This is a genomic window from Enterobacter cloacae complex sp. ESBL7 (assembly GCF_041679625.1).
Lineage (GTDB): Bacteria > Pseudomonadota > Gammaproteobacteria > Enterobacterales > Enterobacteriaceae > Enterobacter > Enterobacter asburiae_B.
On the sequence record NZ_JBGORN010000001.1, the window covers coordinates 1670806 to 1689168 of the forward strand.

The 18363-nt window shown below is 56.5% G+C and carries 17 protein-coding genes and 1 pseudogene; 4 read left to right on the forward strand and 14 right to left on the reverse strand.

The features are described from left to right. Positions 1-72: 72 nt before the first annotated feature. Positions 73-375 carry a helix-turn-helix transcriptional regulator gene (locus ACERY3_RS08235; RefSeq protein WP_047174471.1) on the forward strand — a complete coding sequence of 101 codons (303 nt, stop codon included), beginning with the start codon at positions 73-75 and terminating at the stop codon, positions 373-375. A 68-nt stretch (positions 376-443) separates the two neighbouring features. Here the strand turns inward: ACERY3_RS08235 and ACERY3_RS08240 are convergent, their stop codons facing one another. After that, positions 444-899, reverse strand: coding sequence for a GNAT family N-acetyltransferase (locus tag ACERY3_RS08240; RefSeq protein ID WP_033145660.1), 456 nt, complete (start codon positions 897-899; stop codon positions 444-446). Positions 900-1063: 164 nt separating this feature from the next. Here ACERY3_RS08240 and ACERY3_RS08245 point away from each other — a divergent pair, with 164 nt between their 5' ends. Then, positions 1064-2542: a PLP-dependent aminotransferase family protein gene (locus ACERY3_RS08245; RefSeq protein WP_058840985.1), complete on the forward strand. Its 1479-nt coding sequence runs from the start codon at positions 1064-1066 to the stop codon at positions 2540-2542. Positions 2543-2569: 27 nt separating this feature from the next. Here ACERY3_RS08245 and ACERY3_RS08250 read toward each other — a convergent pair whose 3' ends face one another. Together ACERY3_RS08250 and ACERY3_RS08255 are read right to left on the reverse strand one after the other, a co-directional pair. Further along, complete coding sequence (locus ACERY3_RS08250) at positions 2570-3205, reverse strand: helix-turn-helix domain-containing protein (protein ID WP_058840986.1); 636 nt, start codon at positions 3203-3205, stop codon at positions 2570-2572. A 121-nt stretch (positions 3206-3326) separates the two neighbouring features. Further along, entirely contained in the window at positions 3327-4658 is a 1332-nt protein-coding gene (locus ACERY3_RS08255; protein ID WP_033145663.1) for a 2-hydroxycarboxylate transporter family protein, read from the reverse strand. Between the two features lie 404 nt (positions 4659-5062). On the opposite strand from ACERY3_RS08255, the gene ACERY3_RS08260 reads away from it, so the two are divergent. Beyond that, a complete protein-coding gene (locus ACERY3_RS08260; protein ID WP_023311961.1) occupies positions 5063-6010 on the forward strand; it encodes an AEC family transporter in 948 nt (315 codons plus the stop codon). A 32-nt stretch (positions 6011-6042) separates the two neighbouring features. Further along, positions 6043-7728 (forward strand): NAD-dependent malic enzyme, encoded by a 1686-nt coding sequence (locus ACERY3_RS08265; RefSeq protein ID WP_373225434.1) that lies wholly within the window; start codon positions 6043-6045, stop codon positions 7726-7728. 45 nt (positions 7729-7773) lie between these two features. Here the strand turns inward: ACERY3_RS08265 and ACERY3_RS08270 are convergent, their stop codons facing one another. The 11 genes and pseudogenes from ACERY3_RS08270 to ACERY3_RS08320 form a co-directional block, all read right to left on the reverse strand. Continuing rightward, positions 7774-8775, reverse strand: a complete 1002-nt coding sequence (locus ACERY3_RS08270; protein WP_058840989.1) for a Kdo(2)-lipid IV(A) acyltransferase — start codon at positions 8773-8775, stop codon at positions 7774-7776. A 194-nt stretch (positions 8776-8969) separates the two neighbouring features. Further along, the gene (pptA, locus tag ACERY3_RS08275) at positions 8970-9200 is read right to left on the reverse strand and encodes a tautomerase PptA (protein ID WP_023335848.1); all 231 of its coding nucleotides are present in this window, start codon (positions 9198-9200) and stop codon (positions 8970-8972) included. Between the two features lie 37 nt (positions 9201-9237). Then, positions 9238-9855 carry a glutathione S-transferase family protein gene (locus ACERY3_RS08280; RefSeq protein ID WP_373225436.1) on the reverse strand — a complete coding sequence of 206 codons (618 nt, stop codon included), beginning with the start codon at positions 9853-9855 and terminating at the stop codon, positions 9238-9240. 233 nt (positions 9856-10088) lie between these two features. After that, entirely contained in the window at positions 10089-10976 is an 888-nt protein-coding gene (locus tag ACERY3_RS08285; RefSeq protein WP_373225437.1) for an ABC transporter substrate-binding protein, read from the reverse strand. 9 nt (positions 10977-10985) lie between these two features. Further along, positions 10986-11759, reverse strand: a complete 774-nt coding sequence (locus ACERY3_RS08290) for an amino acid ABC transporter ATP-binding protein (protein ID WP_047060962.1) — start codon at positions 11757-11759, stop codon at positions 10986-10988. Continuing rightward, positions 11743-12669 (reverse strand): amino acid ABC transporter permease, encoded by a 927-nt coding sequence (locus tag ACERY3_RS08295; protein WP_058840992.1) that lies wholly within the window; start codon positions 12667-12669, stop codon positions 11743-11745. The genes ACERY3_RS08290 and ACERY3_RS08295 overlap by 17 nt, the downstream gene beginning before the upstream one ends. A gap of 9 nt (positions 12670-12678) precedes the next feature. Continuing rightward, the gene (locus ACERY3_RS08300) at positions 12679-13188 is read right to left on the reverse strand and encodes a GNAT family N-acetyltransferase (protein WP_032656866.1); all 510 of its coding nucleotides are present in this window, start codon (positions 13186-13188) and stop codon (positions 12679-12681) included. Between the two features lie 9 nt (positions 13189-13197). Continuing rightward, positions 13198-15461, reverse strand: a pseudogene (locus ACERY3_RS08305) (NtaA/DmoA family FMN-dependent monooxygenase). Positions 15462-15477: 16 nt separating this feature from the next. After that, positions 15478-16599: a M20 peptidase aminoacylase family protein gene (locus ACERY3_RS08310; RefSeq protein ID WP_039262859.1), complete on the reverse strand. Its 1122-nt coding sequence runs from the start codon at positions 16597-16599 to the stop codon at positions 15478-15480. Beyond that, complete coding sequence (locus ACERY3_RS08315; protein WP_373225438.1) at positions 16596-17597, reverse strand: LLM class flavin-dependent oxidoreductase; 1002 nt, start codon at positions 17595-17597, stop codon at positions 16596-16598. Before ACERY3_RS08315 ends, ACERY3_RS08310 begins: the two co-directional genes overlap by 4 nt. A gap of 110 nt (positions 17598-17707) precedes the next feature. Beyond that, complete coding sequence (locus tag ACERY3_RS08320) at positions 17708-18247, reverse strand: AAA family ATPase (RefSeq protein WP_373225439.1); 540 nt, start codon at positions 18245-18247, stop codon at positions 17708-17710. Positions 18248-18363 lie beyond the last annotated feature (116 nt).

The following is an 18363-nucleotide window of genomic DNA, read 5'->3' on the forward strand; positions in this document are numbered from 1 at the left end:
ATTATCGAACTATTTTTTAACGGTTGGCCTATTGTTGATATAGCTCAATCTGACGCCAAACGCAGGAAAACGATGATCCCAAACCACCCTGAAACTGAACAAATACTGCTGGAAAATGTGCTGTTTGCCCTCGGCAACCCGCTCCGGCTGTCGATCATTCGCCGGCTGGCCGATGGCAGCGAACTCAGCTGTAACGCGCTGCGCCCGGAGGATGTAGTGAAATCGACAATGACCCACCACTGGCGAGTGCTGCGCGACAGCGGCGTTATCTGGCAGCGCCCGCAGGGGCGGGAGAACATGATTTCGTTACGCAGAGACGATCTGGATGCCCGTTTTCCAGGGCTGATGGAGATACTTTTACAGGCTAAATCATAAGGATATACCTGTTATCCCCTGAAAAATGCCCCGTAAAGATGTAAGGGGCATAATGTCAGCAGAGGGATTTATCTTACGTGCATACGATATTCAATCATTCCACTTTTCTTCGCAATCCAGTCGTACAATCGTTGCCCGCGATAATTGGCTTCATGCGTATGCCAGTAAAGGTGACTGGCATGATGTTTTCTGGCTTCTCTCTGAACATATTCTATTAACTGTTTGCCAATGTGTTTGCCCCTTACGGCTTCGCAGACGTATAAATCTTCGAGGTAGCAGTAATCGCTCTCAGCCCATGTCGAACGGTGAAAAAGATAATGCGCAAAACCTACTACGTCTCCATTACATCGTGCCACCACGCAGAATAGCGGCTCAACGGGGCTGAAAAATCGTTGCCAGGTTCGTTCAGTAATGGTCCCGGACAGATCGACGTTGTAAAACGCCTGATATTTTCCCCATAGCGGCATCCAGCTTTCAAAATCACGTTCTTTAACTGCCTCAATTATCACGCTCGTATTATTCATATTGCCTCTTTGCTCACCCGTTTATTCGTTTCAGAAAGAGTGTATTCGCTGAATGGCACGTTTTGCCCCGCCAATTCTCGCCATCAAGGCAGACCAATTTTTCATCCTGCTGCGTGCACCATTGCTTTAGAATCAAGAGATACAGAGGGAAAGTGGACAACGTAATGTTTAAGCACGCGCAGCTAGAAACGGTTAAGGCATGGATTATCGACCCCGCTAACGGATCGCTCCCGCTTCATGAAAGGATCCAGAGAGCAATACGGACGCTGATACTGGAAGGGGTATTATCTCACGGTAAGGCCCTTCCTGCTTCACGCGCGCTGGCGGCTTCTCTCTGCGTTTCCCGGGACACCATTGAAGCGGCCTACTCCAGCCTGCATGCCGAAGGTTTTATTGAGAGACAAACAGGCAGAGGGAGCTTCGTCTCTTCCAGCGCGCGTTTTTTAAAACCCCGTCCTCGACAGCATCAGCCAACCGCTGAGATACGAAAAGCAAAACTCAGCGTTCGGGGAAAGATCGTTTATGAAAGCGGCGGGATCCGCGAGTTTTCTTCACCTCGCCCCCTTGCGCCCGGCATTCCTGAAACCCGCATGTTTCCCCTTCCGATCTGGGAGCGTCTTCAGCGACAGGTACTGAAGGAGTTTCAGCACCAGGCGTTAGAGCAAAGTCCACCCCAGGGTATAGAGCGCCTGCGACGGGCAATTGCGGAGTATGTCAATCTTGAGCGCGGAACGCGTGCGAGGGCAGAACAGGTTATCGTTCTGACAAGTTCTCAACAGGCGCTTGCACTCTGTTCCCACGTGCTGATGGACGCCGGGGATGGCATTGTCATTGAAGATCCCTCCTATCAAGGGGCACACAAAGCGTTCAACGCTGCAGGGCTTCGCTGTATTCCGGTTCCTCTTGATGAAAAAGGCATCTCGGTTGACAGTCTTAATTCTCTGACCGAGCCCGCCAGGGCTATCTACCTCACGCCGTCTCATCAGTACCCTACCGGGGTGACGCTCTCTCTTGACCGACGACTGGCAGTTGTTAAATGGGCAAACCGTTACGGAGCCTGGATCATTGAGGATGACTATGACAGCGAGTTTCACTACGAAGGCAAGCCTATGGCCAGTCTTCAGGGGCTTGATACGTACAACCGGACAATTTATATCGGCACGTTCACTAAGTCTCTTTTCCCCGGGCTGCGTATTGCCTACATGATCGTTCCCTCAGAATTGACAGAGCCCTTTACCATGGCGAGGACGTTAATGGATGGTCACACCGCCTCAATAACCCAGCTGACGCTGGCTAAATTTCTGGAGGGAGGCCATTTTGGCGCCTATGTTCGTAAGATGCGGAGTATTTATGTTGCTCGTCGCGACACGCTGGCAAGCATGATGGACGAATATCTCTCCGAATATGTTACCTGTGAAACGCCTGCGGGGGGAATGCAAATGCCTTGTCACCTGAAGCACGGCATATCCGAGAAAGAAATAGCCACCGCCGCCCGACGCGCGGGTGTTGATATACTTGGCCTTACCGATTTATATGCAGGTCCCCCCGCGTCCACCGGTTTTTTGATGGGATTTGCTGCTTACACGGAAAGGGAAATAGAAGACGCTGTAAAAAAACTGGCCGCAATTTTCCGTCATGTTTGATGCCGTCGACCGGTCAGCGGCGAATACTCATTCCGGGCGAGCAAGGCTATAAACCGGGATCCGCCGGGTTGTTTTGGTGAGCGTATCAAACACCTCGGCGTCGGACGTCACGATCCTCATCCCCGTTTTGCGTAATCTCTGCACATCGGCCGCGATGCGCTGAATGCCAAACCAGAAAAGCCCGTCGAGTGCCGTCACCGACAGCCCGTTTTCCAGCGCCAGCCTGAGGCGTTCCTTCGGGGCTTTAACCTGCTGGGCAATTTGCCGGTAAGGCAGTTCATTGCATCCTGTCGCGTCACTGCGCTGGATACGCGTTTTCAGCTGATAGGTAAATTCGTCAGGTATTCCGTCGAGATCTCTTTTAAGGCTATAGACGCAGCCAAAGCGCTTGCCGTTAAACAGAACATTTTTCTGACTGAGCTGAAGCTCTTTTCTGACAACGTCTATCAGCTGGGGCGCACGGGTAAGGAGCAGCCTGAAGGGCAGCTCGAAGCTGGTGACGTAATCCACATTAAGCAACGCGAGGCGCAGCCGCTCCTCTGCACCGGACTGTTGCTCACGACACTCCTCCATCACCTCTGCCCACTGGCGCGTCAGGCGCTCCGGCTCGGCGGCTTCGGTAAGGAGATATTTTTCAATCTGATAATCAACTCTTCCGGTCATCGTGTGGTATCCCGTCGCTGTGGGTGCGGTAATTCTATACAGCGCGGTGAGTTTTATAAAGGACTGAACCGCAGCGGCACCCTGAAAATGTCGTTGCGATTCAGCATCCTGACGTTTCGGATCAGTGCGCCATTATCCAGCCCATCAGCAGCGTGGCGAAAATCACCGTCGACGCGCCGCCGATGCGGGTGGCGATCTGCGCGAACGGCATCAGCGACATCCGGTTAGACGCGGACAAAATGGCCACGTCCCCCGTTCCGCCCAGCCCGCTGTGGCAGCAGGTCACAATGGCCGCTTCCACAGGATACATATTCAGACGCGAGGCGATAAAGTAGCCGCTCAGCGCCATCGCAATCACGACCGAACCGCATACCACCACGTATCCCACCGAGAAGACCGACACCACGCTTTCAAGCGGCACGTATAACATCCCGAGGCCGATCATCAGCGGCCAGACCAGCGCAGCCGAGACGAATTTATAGCAACTGTGCGCGCCCTGCTCCATTGAGGCCGGGATAACCCTGAAGTATTTACACAGGACGGCAATCAGGATCATCAGCACCGGGCCGGGAATGTGTACCAGTTTTTCAAACAATCCGCCGACGATGAAAAACGCGCACACCATCAGCAATCCGCCCCCCATCAGATGAAAATCCGTCTGCTGCGTGCTTTGCGCCCCGGCAAAAAGGCTGGCGTCGTCTTTACTCCGCGTAAGCATGCCATTTCCCGAAAGCGCAGGACGTTTCGCGCCGAGACGCGCCAGCGAGCCCGCACAAATAATGGCGAAGATATTCCCGACGACCGCAGCGGGTGCCAGCTGCGCAACGTAGACGTCCGGCGTCTGCCCCAGTATTGCCGAATAGGCCAGGGACAGCGGCAAAATCCCCTCGCCAATCCCACCGCCGATGATGGGCACAATGATGAAGAAGAAAGTGTGGTAAGGCGTATAACCAAACAGTGAGCCCACAATGAGGCCGCTCAGCACGGCCATGCATGTTCCCGCCACCAGCGGAACAAACATGCGCATCATCCCCTGGATCAGCAGCACCCGGTTCATCCCCAGAATGCTGCCGACCACCAGGCAGGCGATGACGAAATAGAGCAGATTCGCCTCTTTCATCAGCAAATGCACGGTATCAAGGGTATGTTTCCCGAATACGCCAAAATAGACCAGCACGGAGGGGACCATCAGGCACAGGATCGCCGGGCCGCCGATATCTTTCAGCACCGGGATTTGACGCCCTACTTTGGCAAACGCGAAGCCGAGGGTCATGATGACCGCGAGTCCACCAATCATATTTTTTGGCAGCAGCCCTGCCCAGGCGGACGTCGCCACAATCGCGGCAATCCCGACGAACAGCATCAACGGGACCGTGCCCACCTCGGTATTGTTGAGCCCAAAGGCAAAACGCGAGGTCGACAGTTCAGAAGTCGGTACAGGATTATCTTTCATATAATCACCTGAATTTGTGTTCGGATAAACAGAGAAAGGAATAACTGAAACTATTCCTGATACGAATAAATGTTTTTAAATATAAATAAAGACTTAGATGGCCTTTTCTAAAATCAGGCTCAACATGAAATTAGCACGGGCCTGCCGGGAGAAATGTGAACAATTCGGCTCTTTGCGTTTAAATAACTTAATTCAGCATTAAGTAACTAAAGTTATTTATGGCGACCATTGTCGCTTTCTTGCGTCTTATCAATATTTGACGAAAGTATTAGTTATCCAACTAATGCAATCTTTTTGAAATTAATAAAACCAGAGAGAGTGTGACCCTTGTCACTCCTGCCCTGCTTTCTAAGCGCTAGATTAGCGCTGCAATAAAACACATAAAATACCCTACAGGAAATACTATGCCTTCATTACTATTACAGTCACTGTTTCCGCTCGTCTTTATAATGTTACTTGGATGGCTAAGTGGAAAGCTGGGATATTCCCGGCGTGAAGATGCAAACGTTATGGCAACCGTGGTAATTCGTTTCGCCCTTCCTTTCCATCTTTTTATCGGCGCATTGCATACCGACCCGAATAAAATTAAGAACCTGACCTTTATGGCCGTTTTAGTTGTCGGTTTAATGGGATCGTATTTACTGACGCTATTTATTTCGCGCTACGTTTTTCGCCACGATATCAAAACCAGCGCCATTCAGTCTCTGGTTTGCGCCTTTCCTGATATGGCCTACTTTGGCGCACCGGTCCTGGCGGTATTGATTGGGCCGGAAGGATTTATCGGCGTGCTGATTGGCAATATTATTACCAGCGTTATCATGATCCCTCTGACTATCGTCCTGATTCGTATGGGTGATAAAAACGGTCAAGATGGCCTGGAGGCGCTGCACCCGGGCGCGATGATCGTACAAAACCTCATCAAGGCGGCGCGCAATCCTATCGTCTGGATCCCGGTCTCCGGCGTCTTACTCAGCCTGGCCGGCGTGCAGATACCGTCCATTCTCAGCATGCCTATTGAGATGGTTGGCAAGGTTTCAGGCGGACTTTCCCTGTTTGCCCTCGGCCTGCTGTTTTACGGTGAGCGTCCAAAACTGAACGTGCAGACGTTTACCAACATCAGTATTAAAAACCTTATTCAGCCGGCAATGATGGCCGCCGCGGGGATCGCCTTTGGCCTGAGCCACACCTTACTGCAGCAGGTCGTCATTATTGGCGCAACGCCTTCCGCGATTGCCGCAGGGATGTTTGCCTTACGCAGCGATACCTATATTGACACCGCATCCTCTTCCATATTAATTGGCACTGCCGTCGGGGTCGTGACCGAAGGCATTATGATCTATTTCATCTCTTAATCTGCTTTAAATAAAAAATTCAGGAGTTAACCATGTCCCGGAAAGAAGTTCTGTACACCCCCTATAACGGGGCCGTATTGCTGGAAAATCCGCTGCTAAATAAAGGGCTCGCATTTATTAAAGAAGAGCGTGACAATTTTAATCTGCACGGGTTATTGCCGCACAACGTTGAAACCATTGAAGAACAAACCGAGCGCGCCTGGGTGCAATTTTGTCATTTTAAAAGCGATATTTCGCGTCATGTTTACCTGCGAAATATTCAGGACACCAATGAAACGCTCTTTTATAACCTCCTGCGTTCGCATCTCAAAGAGACGTTACCGATTATCTATACCCCGACGGTCGGTGAAGCCTGCGAGCATTTCTCCACGATTTATCGACGCGCGCGCGGCCTGTTTATTTCATGGCCTAACCGCCATCGTATTGATGAGATGCTGCAAAGCTTTTCGCGCAACGACGTTCGCGTGATTGTGGTGACGGACGGGGAACGTATTTTAGGGCTTGGCGATCAGGGTATCGGCGGAATGGGTATCCCAATTGGCAAGCTGTCGCTGTATACCGCCTGCGGCGGGATCCATCCGGCCTCTACCCTGCCGATAATGCTGGATGTCGGCACCAATAATCAGCAACACCTCGACGACCCGATGTACATGGGCTGGCGCCACCCGCGCATCAGCGACGAACAGTACGCTGAGTTTATGGATATGTTTGTCAGCACCGTTAAAGCGCGCTGGCCCAATGTGCTCCTGCAGTTTGAGGACTTTGCGCAGAAAAACGCCACCAGGCTGCTCCAGCGCTACCGCGACCAGCTGTGCTGCTTCAATGATGATATCCAGGGCACGGCCGCCGTGACCGCCGGTACGCTGATGGCGGCTGCCCATGCCGCGGGCACGCGCATTCGCGACCAGCGCGTGGTCTTCCTGGGCAGCGGCTCTGCCGGATGCGGAATAGCTGAAAAAATTGTGGCGCTGATGGTTGATGACGGCCTGACCGAGCCGGAAGCACGCAGCCGGATCTTTATGGTCGATCGCTTCGGCCTGCTGACCGACGACATGACCAACCTGCTCGATTTCCAGAAAAACCTGCTTACCGCGCGCGACGCCGTATGCAGCTGGCAGGTTGACGCGAAGAACATTTCCCTGCTGGACGTGGTGAAGAACGCGCATCCCACGGTGATGATCGGCGTTTCGGGCCAGCCGGGGCTGTTCAGCGAAGAGATTGTCAAAGAGATGCATCGCCACTGTCCGCGCCCGATCATCATGCCGCTCTCGAACCCGACTTCGCGGGCGGAAGCCCAGCCGCAGGATCTTATCGCCTGGACCCAGGGGGCGGCACTGGTGGCCACCGGCAGCCCGTTCGCCCCGGTATTCTGGGAGAATGAACACTACGAGATCGCCCAATGTAACAACGCCTATATTTTCCCGGGCCTGGGGCTGGGCGTGCTGGCCTGTAACGCGCGCCGGGTAACGGAAGAGATGCTGATGGCAGCAAGCCGCAGCCTGGCCGCGCAGTCTCCGCTGGTCACCACGGAAAAAGGCGGATTGCTGCCGCCGGTAGATGAGATTGAAACGGTTTCACGCCAGATTGCCGTCGCCGTCGCCCGGGCCGCGATTGAACAGGGCGTGGCTCCGGCGATAGATGATGAGACGCTGATGGCGCGTATTGAGAAGACCTGGTGGCAGGCGGACTATGCGCCGTACCGCAGGTCTGCGCTGTAAGCCTCGATCCTGCCCTCACTCCACGGTGAGGGCAGAATCGCTGCCTCAGTGCTGGACGCCCGACCGTTCGGAAAGATCGGCGGCAGACAGGATATCAGCCCTTGGTGGCACGCTCTTGCGGCGGGCATACCGGTCAGGCTGACCTTCAGGACGCGTTTTGAAGCGCCGGTGCAGCCACATATACTGTTCTGGCGCCATCCGTACCGCCTGCTCAATCGCCCTGTTCATCTGCGTCGCAACAGATTCTTTATCGCCCCCCTGCAGCGACTCGCTGATATCCTCCAGAATAATCAGTTCGTAGCCGGTACCGTCCGCCCGGCGGCGCGGCACAAAGGGAATGACGGCAGGCTTAGCGCTTTTGACCAGCATATAGCTTCCCGCGGTCGTGGCAGCATCCGCAACCGCAAAGAACGGCACAAAGACGCTATTGGATTTGCCATAGTCATGGTCCGGGGCGTACCACAAAATTTCATTCTGCTTCAGCGAGCGGATCATGCCCTTTAAATCATGACGATCGAGCATGGTTTTATTGGAGCGCAGGCGCCCGCGCGTCTGAAGCCAGTCCAGCAGCGCGTTATTATTCGGACGATACACCCCAATGCCGGGGTTGAGCATGCCAAAGATCCGCGCGCCCAGCTCAAGGGTGAGAAAATGCATGCCAACGAGCACCACGCCATTTCCCTTTGCCCGCGCCTTTTCCATGTGCTCATAACCCGTCACGGTAAAGCATTTCTTCACCCGCCACGCGGGCCAGAACCATGCCATCCCGGTTTCGATTACCCCCATTCCTACCGATTCAAAATTACGCTGCAGCAGTGACTCGCGTTCATCCTTTTTCATCTCCGGAAAACAGAGTTCCAGGTTGCGGCGTGCAATCTCAACCCGGCGCGGAAGCAGGCGCATCGCCTGCCGTCCAAGACTGTGGCCGATTCGGAACAGCAGCGGATAAGGGAGCAGCATGATGAGCCACAGCGCGGCGATGCCAGCCCAGCTTAGCCAGTAACGAGGGTGAAGAAAGGCGAGTGAAAAACGGGGTAATTTTGTCATGAGAAAATTATCCTTTAGCGTGTCTGTCCTTAACTGATTCTGTTTGAGATCTTTCCTAAGGATTGATGGGCTGTCAGCCAGAAACGTAAAGTGTAACGGATAAGATAAAACGCATTTTTATCGATTTTTGCGAAAAAGCGGGAAGACGAAGACGGGAAAAACCGGGGAGGAGAATTCCCCCCCGGCAGTTGAGCTTACATTGAATAGCCTGGCTTTTTGATTAATTCGTCCAGCTTCGGTCCTATTTCGGTATCCCAGACCTGCGCTTTCCAGTCCTCCTGGTTAACCTGATTCAACGCAACGGACACCGAGCTGTCTTTACTGTTGAAATGGCGAATAATGACCTCAGCAATATCCTCGGCCAGTGCGGTTTTTTGTTCGTCGTTTAAATCGCGGGGAAAACATTTGATATCTACGTGTGGCATATGCAGGCTTCCAGTTGTGAGTCAGGGCTCCACGTTATCAGATAATACCGTTGGCCTTTAACACCTTGTGCAGTTCCGGCAGCTGACATACGGTGTCCGCAATAGCCGTAAACCTCGGCGTATTGGTCGCAAACCAGTCATGGCGTGGCCCCCAGGTTCGCGCCACCGCGATATACACGTCCAGCAGCGTCAGCCGTTCCCCCAGCGCAAACGGGGCGGCCTTGAGCTGAGTTTCGAACCACAAATAGAGGGACTTCCGGTATTCGATGCAGTTTTTCTGCAGCTGTTCCGGCGCGTCCGGCACCCAGCGTTCGGGATAATCGGCATACGTAAACGTGGGATAGAAGTTGGCCACAAACCAGATCAGCAAGCGCTGAAACTGCTGGCGTTCGGCCTGCCCCACGGGCGGCGCAAGATCGGGACATCTGTCGAGCACCATCAGGGCAATCGCCGCCGTTTCGGTCATGATGGCGCCATTTTCCAGCTCCAGCGTGGGTACCTGACACAGCGGGTTGAGCTTTTGCAGCAGCTCGCGCTGCGGGCCGGGCTGGTCAAACCCGTCCACGTTGATAAATTGATAAGGGATATCAGCCAGGGTTAGCATCACTTCACCGATCGCCGAGCCCCAGCCGGGTACGCCATAGAGTTTAATCATGTTGCCTCCGCAGGGATGAAAACCCTAAGTGTATACCCGTCATACTTCAAGTTGCAGGTGCGTTGGCTGCACTCACTCACCCCAGTCACGTACTTGTGTACGCTCCCGGGGATTCGTTCCCTTGCCGCGTTACTCGGCCTGTAGCCTCGCCCCTTCGGGGCCAGCGCAAGCGCTGTTCAAAACGGCAAGCCGTTTTGTCCTGCAACTCGAATTATTTTGGGTATAGAGCACCATTAGTAGGTTATCCCAGGCGGGTTGACCTCCGACTGCGCCACCGCTTCGCCCTGCTCGCCCCAGCGCGCCAGCACCTTCTGGTAATCTCCGCGCTTAATCGCGCCGTCCAGCGCGGCCTGCAGCGCGTACACCAGCTCATTGCCCTTTTTGGTGGTGGTCGCGACATAGGCTTTTTTCGGCCCTAAACCGACCACGCGGGTTTTGCCCGTGAGCGCAGCCTTATAGGCCGATACCGACTGCGGGCCGAAGAACACGTCAGCCCTGCCGGACTGAATATAGAGATTGCCCGAGGCATCGTCGTGGAGATAGACCGGCAGCGCAGGCGCCCTTCCCGCCTTTTTGTTCTCTTCGTTCCAGCCCAGCAGGATGCGTTCCTGATTCGTACCAGAGCCGACGATCACCTTTTTCCCGGCCAGATCTTCCGCGCTTTTGATTGACCGAATCTCGCTGGTGGATTTCACCGAAAACGCCAGCGAATCGACGCGGTAGGTCGCAAAATCAAATTTCTCTTTACGCTGTTCGGTCACCGCAATGTTCACCAGCGCCACGTCGTAGCGCCCGGAGGCGATCCCGAGCGGCCAGTCTTCCCACGCCGTCGGCACCAGCTTCAGCTTTAGCCCCAGGCTGCCCGCCAGCAGGCGGGCGATATCCGGGTCGCTGCCAATGCGCGTGCGGTTATCGCTGGCCAGCAGCGCCAGCGGCGGAGAATTCAGCGCCGAAACGGCGACCGTCAGCGTACCCGGCTCAACGAATTTGTAATTGGCGGGAATCTTCCCCACGGCCTGACGATCCACCGTCACCGGCAGCGGCTGCTCGTTGGCTTTCAAATCAATGCTGGCGTGGCTCGCCGTCGTGAAGACCAGCCCCGCCAGAAGTTCATATTTCATTGGCACTCCTTACAAGACTTTGGAGAGAAACTGGCGCGTTCGCGCATGTGACGGACGGTTTAATACCTCGTCACTGCTTCCCTGCTCGACGATTTTTCCGTCGACCATAAACACCACCTGATCCGCCACTTCACGGGCAAAGCCGATCTCGTGCGTCACCACCACCAGCGTGGTGCCGGACCGGGCTAGCTTTTTGATCACGTCTAACACTTCCCCTACCAGCTCCGGGTCCAGCGCCGAGGTGGGCTCATCAAACAGCATCACGCGGGGACGCAGCGCCAGCGCGCGGGCAATGGCAATACGCTGCTGCTGCCCGCCGGAGAGATGACGAGACCAGGCATCGGCTTTATCCCGCAGCCCGACCACGTCCAGCAGGCTGTACGCCCTTTCCACCGCCTCTTTTTTGCTGAGCTTTTTATGCGCGATGGGCGCCTCAATCAGGTTTTCCAGCACCGTGAGGTGGGGAAAGAGATTGAAGTTCTGAAACACGTAGCCCACGTTGACGCGCTGCTTGAGGATCTCCTTCTCCTTCAGCTCATACAGCCTGTCGCCCTGACGGCGATAGCCGATGTAGTCTCCGTCGATCTGAATAAAACCTTCATCGACGCGCTCCAGGTGGTTAATGGTGCGCAGCAGCGTCGATTTGCCGGAGCCGGACGGCCCGAGGATCACCGTCACAGATCCCGGCGGGATCTCCAGCGAAACGTTGTCGAGCGCCTTATGGCGACCGAAATACTTGCTGACGCCGGTAATCGAAATATGTCCTTCAGGAGAGGCTTGCATGGACGGGCTCCTGTGCTGGCGTGGTGGTGACAGAACGGGTGCGACGGACGGCACGGTTCTGGTTAACGGCAGAGCGGCGTTCGCTGCGGGCAAGCGCGCGCTCGACGCCATACTGGATAGCGGACAGGACGGTGGTGATCGCCAGATACCACGCGGCACCGACCATCAGCAGCGGGATCACCTCCTGCGTGCGGTTGTAGATCATCTGGATGGTATAGAACAGCTCCGGCATCGCCAGGACGTATACCATCGCCGTACCCTTGGCGAGGCTGATGATTTCATTGAACCCCGACGGCAGAATGGTGCGCAGCGCCTGAGGCAAAATGATGCGCACCGTGCGTCGCCAGGCCGGCAGACCGAGCGCGGCGGCGGCCTCATACTGGCCGTGATCGACCCCGAGGAATCCGCCGCGAACGATCTCGGCGGTATAGGCGCTTTGCACCAGGGTGAGCCCCACGACGGCGGTAGAAAACTGACCCAGCACGTTGATGGTTTCAAAGCTGCCCCAGGTGATGCCGGTGAACGGCACGCCGAGCGAAAGCGTGTCGTAGAGATAGGAGAAGTTGTAGAGAACGATCAGCACCACGATCAGCGGCAGCGATCGAAACAGCCAGATGTAGGCCCACGCCAGGCTGCTCAGCAGCCAGGATGAAGAGAGTCTCGCCAGCGCCAGCATGCCGCCAAGCACCACGCTCAGCGCGGTGCCGATCAGCGTCAGCAGCAGGGTCTGCCCGACGCCTTCGAGGATCACCGGATCAAAGAACCAGCGGGCAAACACCGCCCACTCCCAGCGCGGGTTAAAGGCCACGGACTGAATCACGACCGCCAGGACAAACAGCGCCACCGCGGCGCCGACGGCCCGCAGCGGATAACGCGCCGGGACCACCTTAATGGTTTCAACGTTGCTCATCGTCGTTCCTCATGCGGTTTTACTGAACGCTTCGCGTACCAGCGTTTTAGTGAAGCGCAGCCGACCGTCAAACGGCGGCTGGCTGTACTCTTCCGGATCGCGGTTCAGATCGAACTGCGCCTGATAGCCCTGGCTGAGATAGAGCCGTACCGCTTCCGGCTGGCGAAAACCGGTTGTCAGGTAGATTTGGCTGTACCCTGCCAGCACCGCCCTGCGCTCAAGCTCCTGCACCACGCGCCCGGCAAGCCCCTGCTGACGCAAGGTTTTGTCCGTCCAGATGCGTTTGATTTCCGCGGTGCGTTCGTCGAAAGGTTTGTACGCGCCGGTGGCGATAATCTTCCCGTCGCGCTCCAGTACGATAAACAGCCCCTGCGGCGCTAAATACCACTCGGTGAGCTCAACCTCCGCGTCTTTGGAGAAGTAGTCCCCGTAGCGGGCGGCATATTCACCGAACAGCCCTTCGATAATGGGCTGAAGCTCGGCGTCTTCCGGGGAAACATCACGAAATCGTTCGCTCATCACGCCTCCTTAATCGCCCAGGCCAGCCGGGTTCACTTCTGACTGAGGAATACGCTCAACGCCTTCCCCCCAGCGGTTCAGCACTTTGTCGTAGTCGCCGTTTTTGATGACGCCGTTCAGCGCGGTTTGCACCGGCTCAACCAGCCCGCTGCCTTTCTTCAGCGTGACCGCAATGTGCGCCGCCTTCGGCCAGCCGCCGTCGACGCTACCCACCAGTTTGGTTTTCCCGTTCAGCGCCGCTTTCCAGGCACCAATCACGTTCGGACCAAAGTAGGCATCCGCGCGCCCGGACTGCAGGGCCAGCGTTTGTGCCGCATCGTCTTTGGTGTAGATCGGGGTAAAGGGCTTCAGACCTTTCTTGAGGTTTTCGGCATTCCAGGCCAGGAGGATGGCCTCCTGGTTGGTGCCGGAGCCGACGATAATCCGCAGCCCGGCGATGTCTTCCGCCCTCTGCAGCGACTTGATCGGGCTGGTGGATTTCACGTAGAACCCGAGGGAATCTTTGCGGTAGGTGGCAAAGTCAAACTTCTCTTTACGCTCTTTGGTGACGGTGATGTTGCTGATAGCGGCATCATATTTCCCGGAAGCCACGCCCAGCGGCCAGTCTTCCCAGGAGGTTGGCACCACGTTCAGCTCCAGCCCGAGGCTGTCTGCGACCAGACGGGCGACGTCAACCTCGCTTCCCAGCAGCGTTTTGTTGTCGTCGGAAAACACCGTCAGCGGCGGTTGATTGAGGCCCGCCACCGCCACGGTAAATTTCCCCGGCACGGCAAAGCGATAGTCTTTCGGCAGCTGTGCCACCGCCTCGCTGTTTTTGACGGTATTAACCGGCGTTTTATTGGCCTCGATGCTCACGCCGGTGCCGTTAATATTCACATTCTCTGCCCAGACGGTAGGGGTAAAGGCCAGCGCGAGCGCCAGAATAAGCGTTGTTTTCTGCATAGCGGGGTTCTCTTTTATTGTTGTGTGTATTGGTTTTTAGGTTCGTCTAAGCCGAGGCTTTCGCGCAGCGTGGTGCCCGGGTAGTCGGTACGGAACAGGCCGCGCGCCTGTAAAACAGGCACCACCTGGTCAACAAAGCGCGGGAAGGTGTCCGGCGTGCCGCCCTGAATGATGAAGCCGTCTGCGGCATAGCCTTCAAACCAGGCCTGCAGGCCGTCGGCCACCTCTTCCGGCGTACCGGAAAAGCGCGGTCGCGGCGAGGCGGCTTCCAGCGCCACCTGACGCAGGGTTAAGCTGCGCTCGCGGGCGTTACGCTTGATTTCATCGGTGGTGCTGCGGAAGCTGTTTTTGCCTAAGTCGCCGATATCCGGGAACGGCTCGTCGAGCGGGTACTGGCTGAAATCGTGATGTTCGAAATAGCGTCCGAGGTAGTTGAGGGCATCGTTAATCGACACTAGCGCCGCCGTGGTTTGATACTGGTTTTCCACGTCGTCGGCGTCTTTACCCACAATCACGCTGACGCCCTGGAAAATATGTAAATCTGACGCGCGGCGTCCGTTACTTTCCAGCTGCTGCTTCACGTCGCGATAAAAGGCTTTTGCCTCATCGAGGGTCTCGTGATGGGTAAAAATGGCGTCGGCATGTTTCGCCGCCAGCTTTTTCCCGTCGTCCGACGCGCCCGCCTGAAAGACAATCGGCCGCCCCTGCGGCGTTCGACCAATATTCAGCGGCCCGGCGACCTGGAAGAAATCACCGTGGTGGTCCAGGGTATGCAATTTTGCCGGGTCAAAAAACTGACCGCTCTCTTTGTTGCGCACAAAGGCGTCGCCTTCCCAGGAGTCCCACAGCCCTTTCACCACGTCGAGATACTCATCCGCAATGCGATAGCGCAGCGCGTGCTCAGGGTGTTTTTCACGGGAAAAATTCTTCGCTGACCCTTCCAGCGGCGAAGTCACCACGTTCCAGCCCGCGCGCCCGTTGCTCAGGTGATCGAGGCTGGCGAACTGGCGCGCCGTGGTGAAGGGCTCGCTGTAGGAGGTGGATAAGGTTCCCACCAGCCCCAGGCGCGAGGTGATGCTGGCGAGAGCGGATAACACCGTCAGCGGTTCAAAGCGGTTTAAAAAATGCGGGATCGATTTCTCGTTGATATAGAGACCGTCGGCAACGAATAAAAAATCGAGTTTGCCCTCCTCCGCCTTTAACGCCGTCGCTTTGACGAAATCAAAATTGATGCTGGCATCGGCGACGGCCTCAGGGTGACGCCAGGCGGACATATTTCCGGATGCACCATGCAAAATGGTCCCGAGCCGCAGTTGACGATGTGCAGACATATTCACCTCTCCAGAATTAAACGTGTTGCAGGGCTTTTTCCGCAAGCTGTGCAAAATAGCGGGCAGCGGGCTCAATTAGGGCTTCATCCGGATTGAAGGCCGGATGATGTAAACCGTACGGGCTGTTGCTGCCGATGCTGACAAACGCCCCCGGGATCTGCTGCAGATAGACCGCGAAATCTTCCCCACCCATATGCAGCTCGGCGTGCCGGGTTTCGTAGCCTGCTTCTCTGGCGACCGAGGTGGCGAAATCGGCCCAGCGCTCGTCGTTCACCAGCGCGGTGGGCCCGGCATACCAGGTGATGTCAATCTGCGCGCTAAAGGCGCTGGCAAACCCGGCGGCGATTTCGCCCACGCGGGCTTTCACATTCTGCTGCACTTCCGTGCGGTGGGTGCGCAGCGTGCCTTCCAGCTCGACGCTTTCCGGCAGCACGTTCCAGGTGTTACCGCCTGCAATGCGCGTCACGCTCAGCACCACCGAATCCAGCGTATTGACGTTGCGGCTGGCGACGCTTTGCAGCGCCGTCACCAGCTGGCTCGCCAGCACGATGGCGTCGTTGCCTTCGTGCGGACGTGCGGCGTGCGCGCCCTTACCGGTAATGCGGATCACGAAGCGATCGACGTTGGCATAAAACGGCCCGCCTCGGGTAGCGAACTCACCGACCGGCAGGCCGGGCTCGTTGTGCATGCCGAAGATGGCGCTGACGTCACGCAGGGCGCCGGCCCGCACCATGCTCTTCGCACCGCCAAAGTTCTCTTCGGCAGGCTGAAACAGGATCCGCACCCGGCCGTTAAGCGACGCTTCCCGCTCTTTCAGCTTTAACGCGGCGCCGAGGATCACGCTGGTGTGGATATCGTGTCCGCAGGCATGCATTACGCCTGCACGCTGTGAGCTAAACGGCACGCCGCTACGCTCTTCAATCGGCAGAGCGTCGATATCCGCGCGCAGCGCAATCAGTTTGTTGCCCGAGCCGATTTCCGCCACCAGCCCGGTCGACAGGTCGTAAGGCTGCGGGGTAATCCCGGCATTCGTCAGCCACTGGCGCAGACGCGTTGTGGTTTCCACTTCCTGGCCGGAGAGCTCCGGGTTCTGGTGCAGCTCGCGGCGCCAGGCAATCAGCTGTTCGCCAAAGCTCATACGGTGACCTCCTTGTTAAGACGCGCCTCGGCAAGCAGGCGCAGCGACGCGACGCGCGTTGCTCCCTCCGCGACCGGCGTGTCGATGATAAATTCGTCAATGCCCCACTTTTCATGCAGGGCGTTAAGCTGTTCGAGCACCGACTCAGCCGTACCCGCCAGCAGCGACTGCGCCCGGCGTGCAATGCGCACCGGCTCGCTGCCCGCCTGGCGCGCAAAGGCGTAGGCCTGCTCTTCGCTGGCCACGGTGACACGCTGGCCGTTTGCCAGCTCAACGCCCCACACTTCGACCTTCTGCGCCAGGGCTTCCGCCTCGGCCTGCGTCGGCGCAACAATCGCCTGTACCGCCACAATCACGTCCCGCGCGCTGTGCTTACGCCAGGTCGAGACCACCTCGCGCAGCAGGTCCGGGTCACCGTTCAGATGCGCGGCAAACACAAAGTGCCAGCCGAGCCCGGCGGCCAGCAGCGCGCTATCGATACTCGCGCCCAGCAGGAAACCCTCTGCAGGCAGCGGCGGCAGCGGCGTGGCGCGAACGGCCTCTTCATGAGACTGATGCTCAGGACGGATCCAGCGATCGAGCTGGGCCAGCTGTTCGGCGAAGCTGCCCTTTTCCTCTTGATTCAGACCCTGCTGCAGCGCGCGGGTTGAGAGCGGCAGCCCGCCGGGGGCTTTTCCGACGCCGAGATCCACGCGGCCGGGCGCCAGCGCGGCCAGCACGTTAAAATTCTCGGCGACTTTATAAGGGCTGTAGTGCTGGAGCATCACGCCGCCGGATCCGACGCGGATGCGCGTGGTTTGCCCGAGGATCCAGGCAATCAGCAGCTCCGGCGAGGGGCTGGCAAGATGGGGAGTGTTGTGGTGTTCGGCAATCCAGAAGCGGTGATAGCCCAGATTTTCTGCCTGCTGCGCCAGCGCCAGCGTACGCGCCAGTGCATCGGCAGCCGTTTCGTTTTCAGCGATGGGGCTTTTATCCAGAATGCTGATTCGCCATGACATGTTGCGTTCTCGTTTGACTTAACATGTCGACATTATTAAAGGCGCATTTCACCACTGAGAAACAATTAATTTACATTTAGTTTGCCGGAAATCAGATATATAAAACCACGCTAAGAATAAGACTTTAAGTCGGCAATCAGCGTTTTCCCCTGCTCGCGCCGGGTAATGCGGACGAAGCGAATATGCCTATACTGCGGGTTTTGCAGATCGGCTTCATAACGCGTTCGATTGTTACGCCAGGTTTTCATCGTCCAGATGAGAATGGACTCTCTGCTGAAGAACGCGCGCCGGAAACTCTCTTTGTTCCCGGTGCCGGGCCAGAGCTCGCGCTTATGCCAGGCGCGTTTGACTGCCCTGGTGACCGCCTGCCAGAGGGTGCGGGCAAAGCCATAATCCACCCACACCACAACGTCGACATTACGCCATTTCACCGGCCGCGTGCGGTTATAGTTGCCGTCAAGCACCCAGTCTGGCGAAGCCTGTAGCGCCTGCTCCAGCTTTTCCTGAAACACATCGTCCGGCGTTCCCTGCCAGTCAGGTCGCCAGTAGAGTCTGTCCATCTCGATATAGGGAATAGCCAGTTCGGTCGCAATCTGCTTCGCCAGCGTGCTTTTTCCGCTCCCGCTGGTTCCGATGACGTTAATTTTCACCTCAGCCTCACTGTAATAACGAAAACTGACCAAATGATAGCGTTTTCATCCTGTTAACGAAACGCTATTTCAGCATGGCAATTTTTCCTGAGAGACGATCTCCCTCTTTCAGTTTG

Coding starts and splice junctions, on each gene's coding strand:
- ACERY3_RS08235 (WP_047174471.1), top strand. CDS start 73: ATGATCCCAAACCACCCTGAAACTGAACAAATACTGCTGGAAAATGTG.
- ACERY3_RS08240 (WP_033145660.1), bottom strand. CDS start 899: ATGAATAATACGAGCGTGATAATTGAGGCAGTTAAAGAACGTGATTTT.
- ACERY3_RS08245 (WP_058840985.1), top strand. CDS start 1,064: ATGTTTAAGCACGCGCAGCTAGAAACGGTTAAGGCATGGATTATCGAC.
- ACERY3_RS08250 (WP_058840986.1), bottom strand. CDS start 3,205: ATGACCGGAAGAGTTGATTATCAGATTGAAAAATATCTCCTTACCGAA.
- ACERY3_RS08255 (WP_033145663.1), bottom strand. CDS start 4,658: ATGAAAGATAATCCTGTACCGACTTCTGAACTGTCGACCTCGCGTTTT.
- ACERY3_RS08260 (WP_023311961.1), top strand. CDS start 5,063: ATGCCTTCATTACTATTACAGTCACTGTTTCCGCTCGTCTTTATAATG.
- ACERY3_RS08265 (WP_373225434.1), top strand. CDS start 6,043: ATGTCCCGGAAAGAAGTTCTGTACACCCCCTATAACGGGGCCGTATTG.
- ACERY3_RS08270 (WP_058840989.1), bottom strand. CDS start 8,775: ATGACAAAATTACCCCGTTTTTCACTCGCCTTTCTTCACCCTCGTTAC.
- pptA (WP_023335848.1), bottom strand. CDS start 9,200: ATGCCACACGTAGATATCAAATGTTTTCCCCGCGATTTAAACGACGAA.
- ACERY3_RS08280 (WP_373225436.1), bottom strand. CDS start 9,855: ATGATTAAACTCTATGGCGTACCCGGCTGGGGCTCGGCGATCGGTGAA.
- ACERY3_RS08285 (WP_373225437.1), bottom strand. CDS start 10,976: ATGAAATATGAACTTCTGGCGGGGCTGGTCTTCACGACGGCGAGCCAC.
- ACERY3_RS08290 (WP_047060962.1), bottom strand. CDS start 11,759: ATGCAAGCCTCTCCTGAAGGACATATTTCGATTACCGGCGTCAGCAAG.
- ACERY3_RS08295 (WP_058840992.1), bottom strand. CDS start 12,669: ATGAGCAACGTTGAAACCATTAAGGTGGTCCCGGCGCGTTATCCGCTG.
- ACERY3_RS08300 (WP_032656866.1), bottom strand. CDS start 13,188: ATGAGCGAACGATTTCGTGATGTTTCCCCGGAAGACGCCGAGCTTCAG.
- ACERY3_RS08310 (WP_039262859.1), bottom strand. CDS start 16,599: ATGAGCTTTGGCGAACAGCTGATTGCCTGGCGCCGCGAGCTGCACCAG.
- ACERY3_RS08315 (WP_373225438.1), bottom strand. CDS start 17,597: ATGTCATGGCGAATCAGCATTCTGGATAAAAGCCCCATCGCTGAAAAC.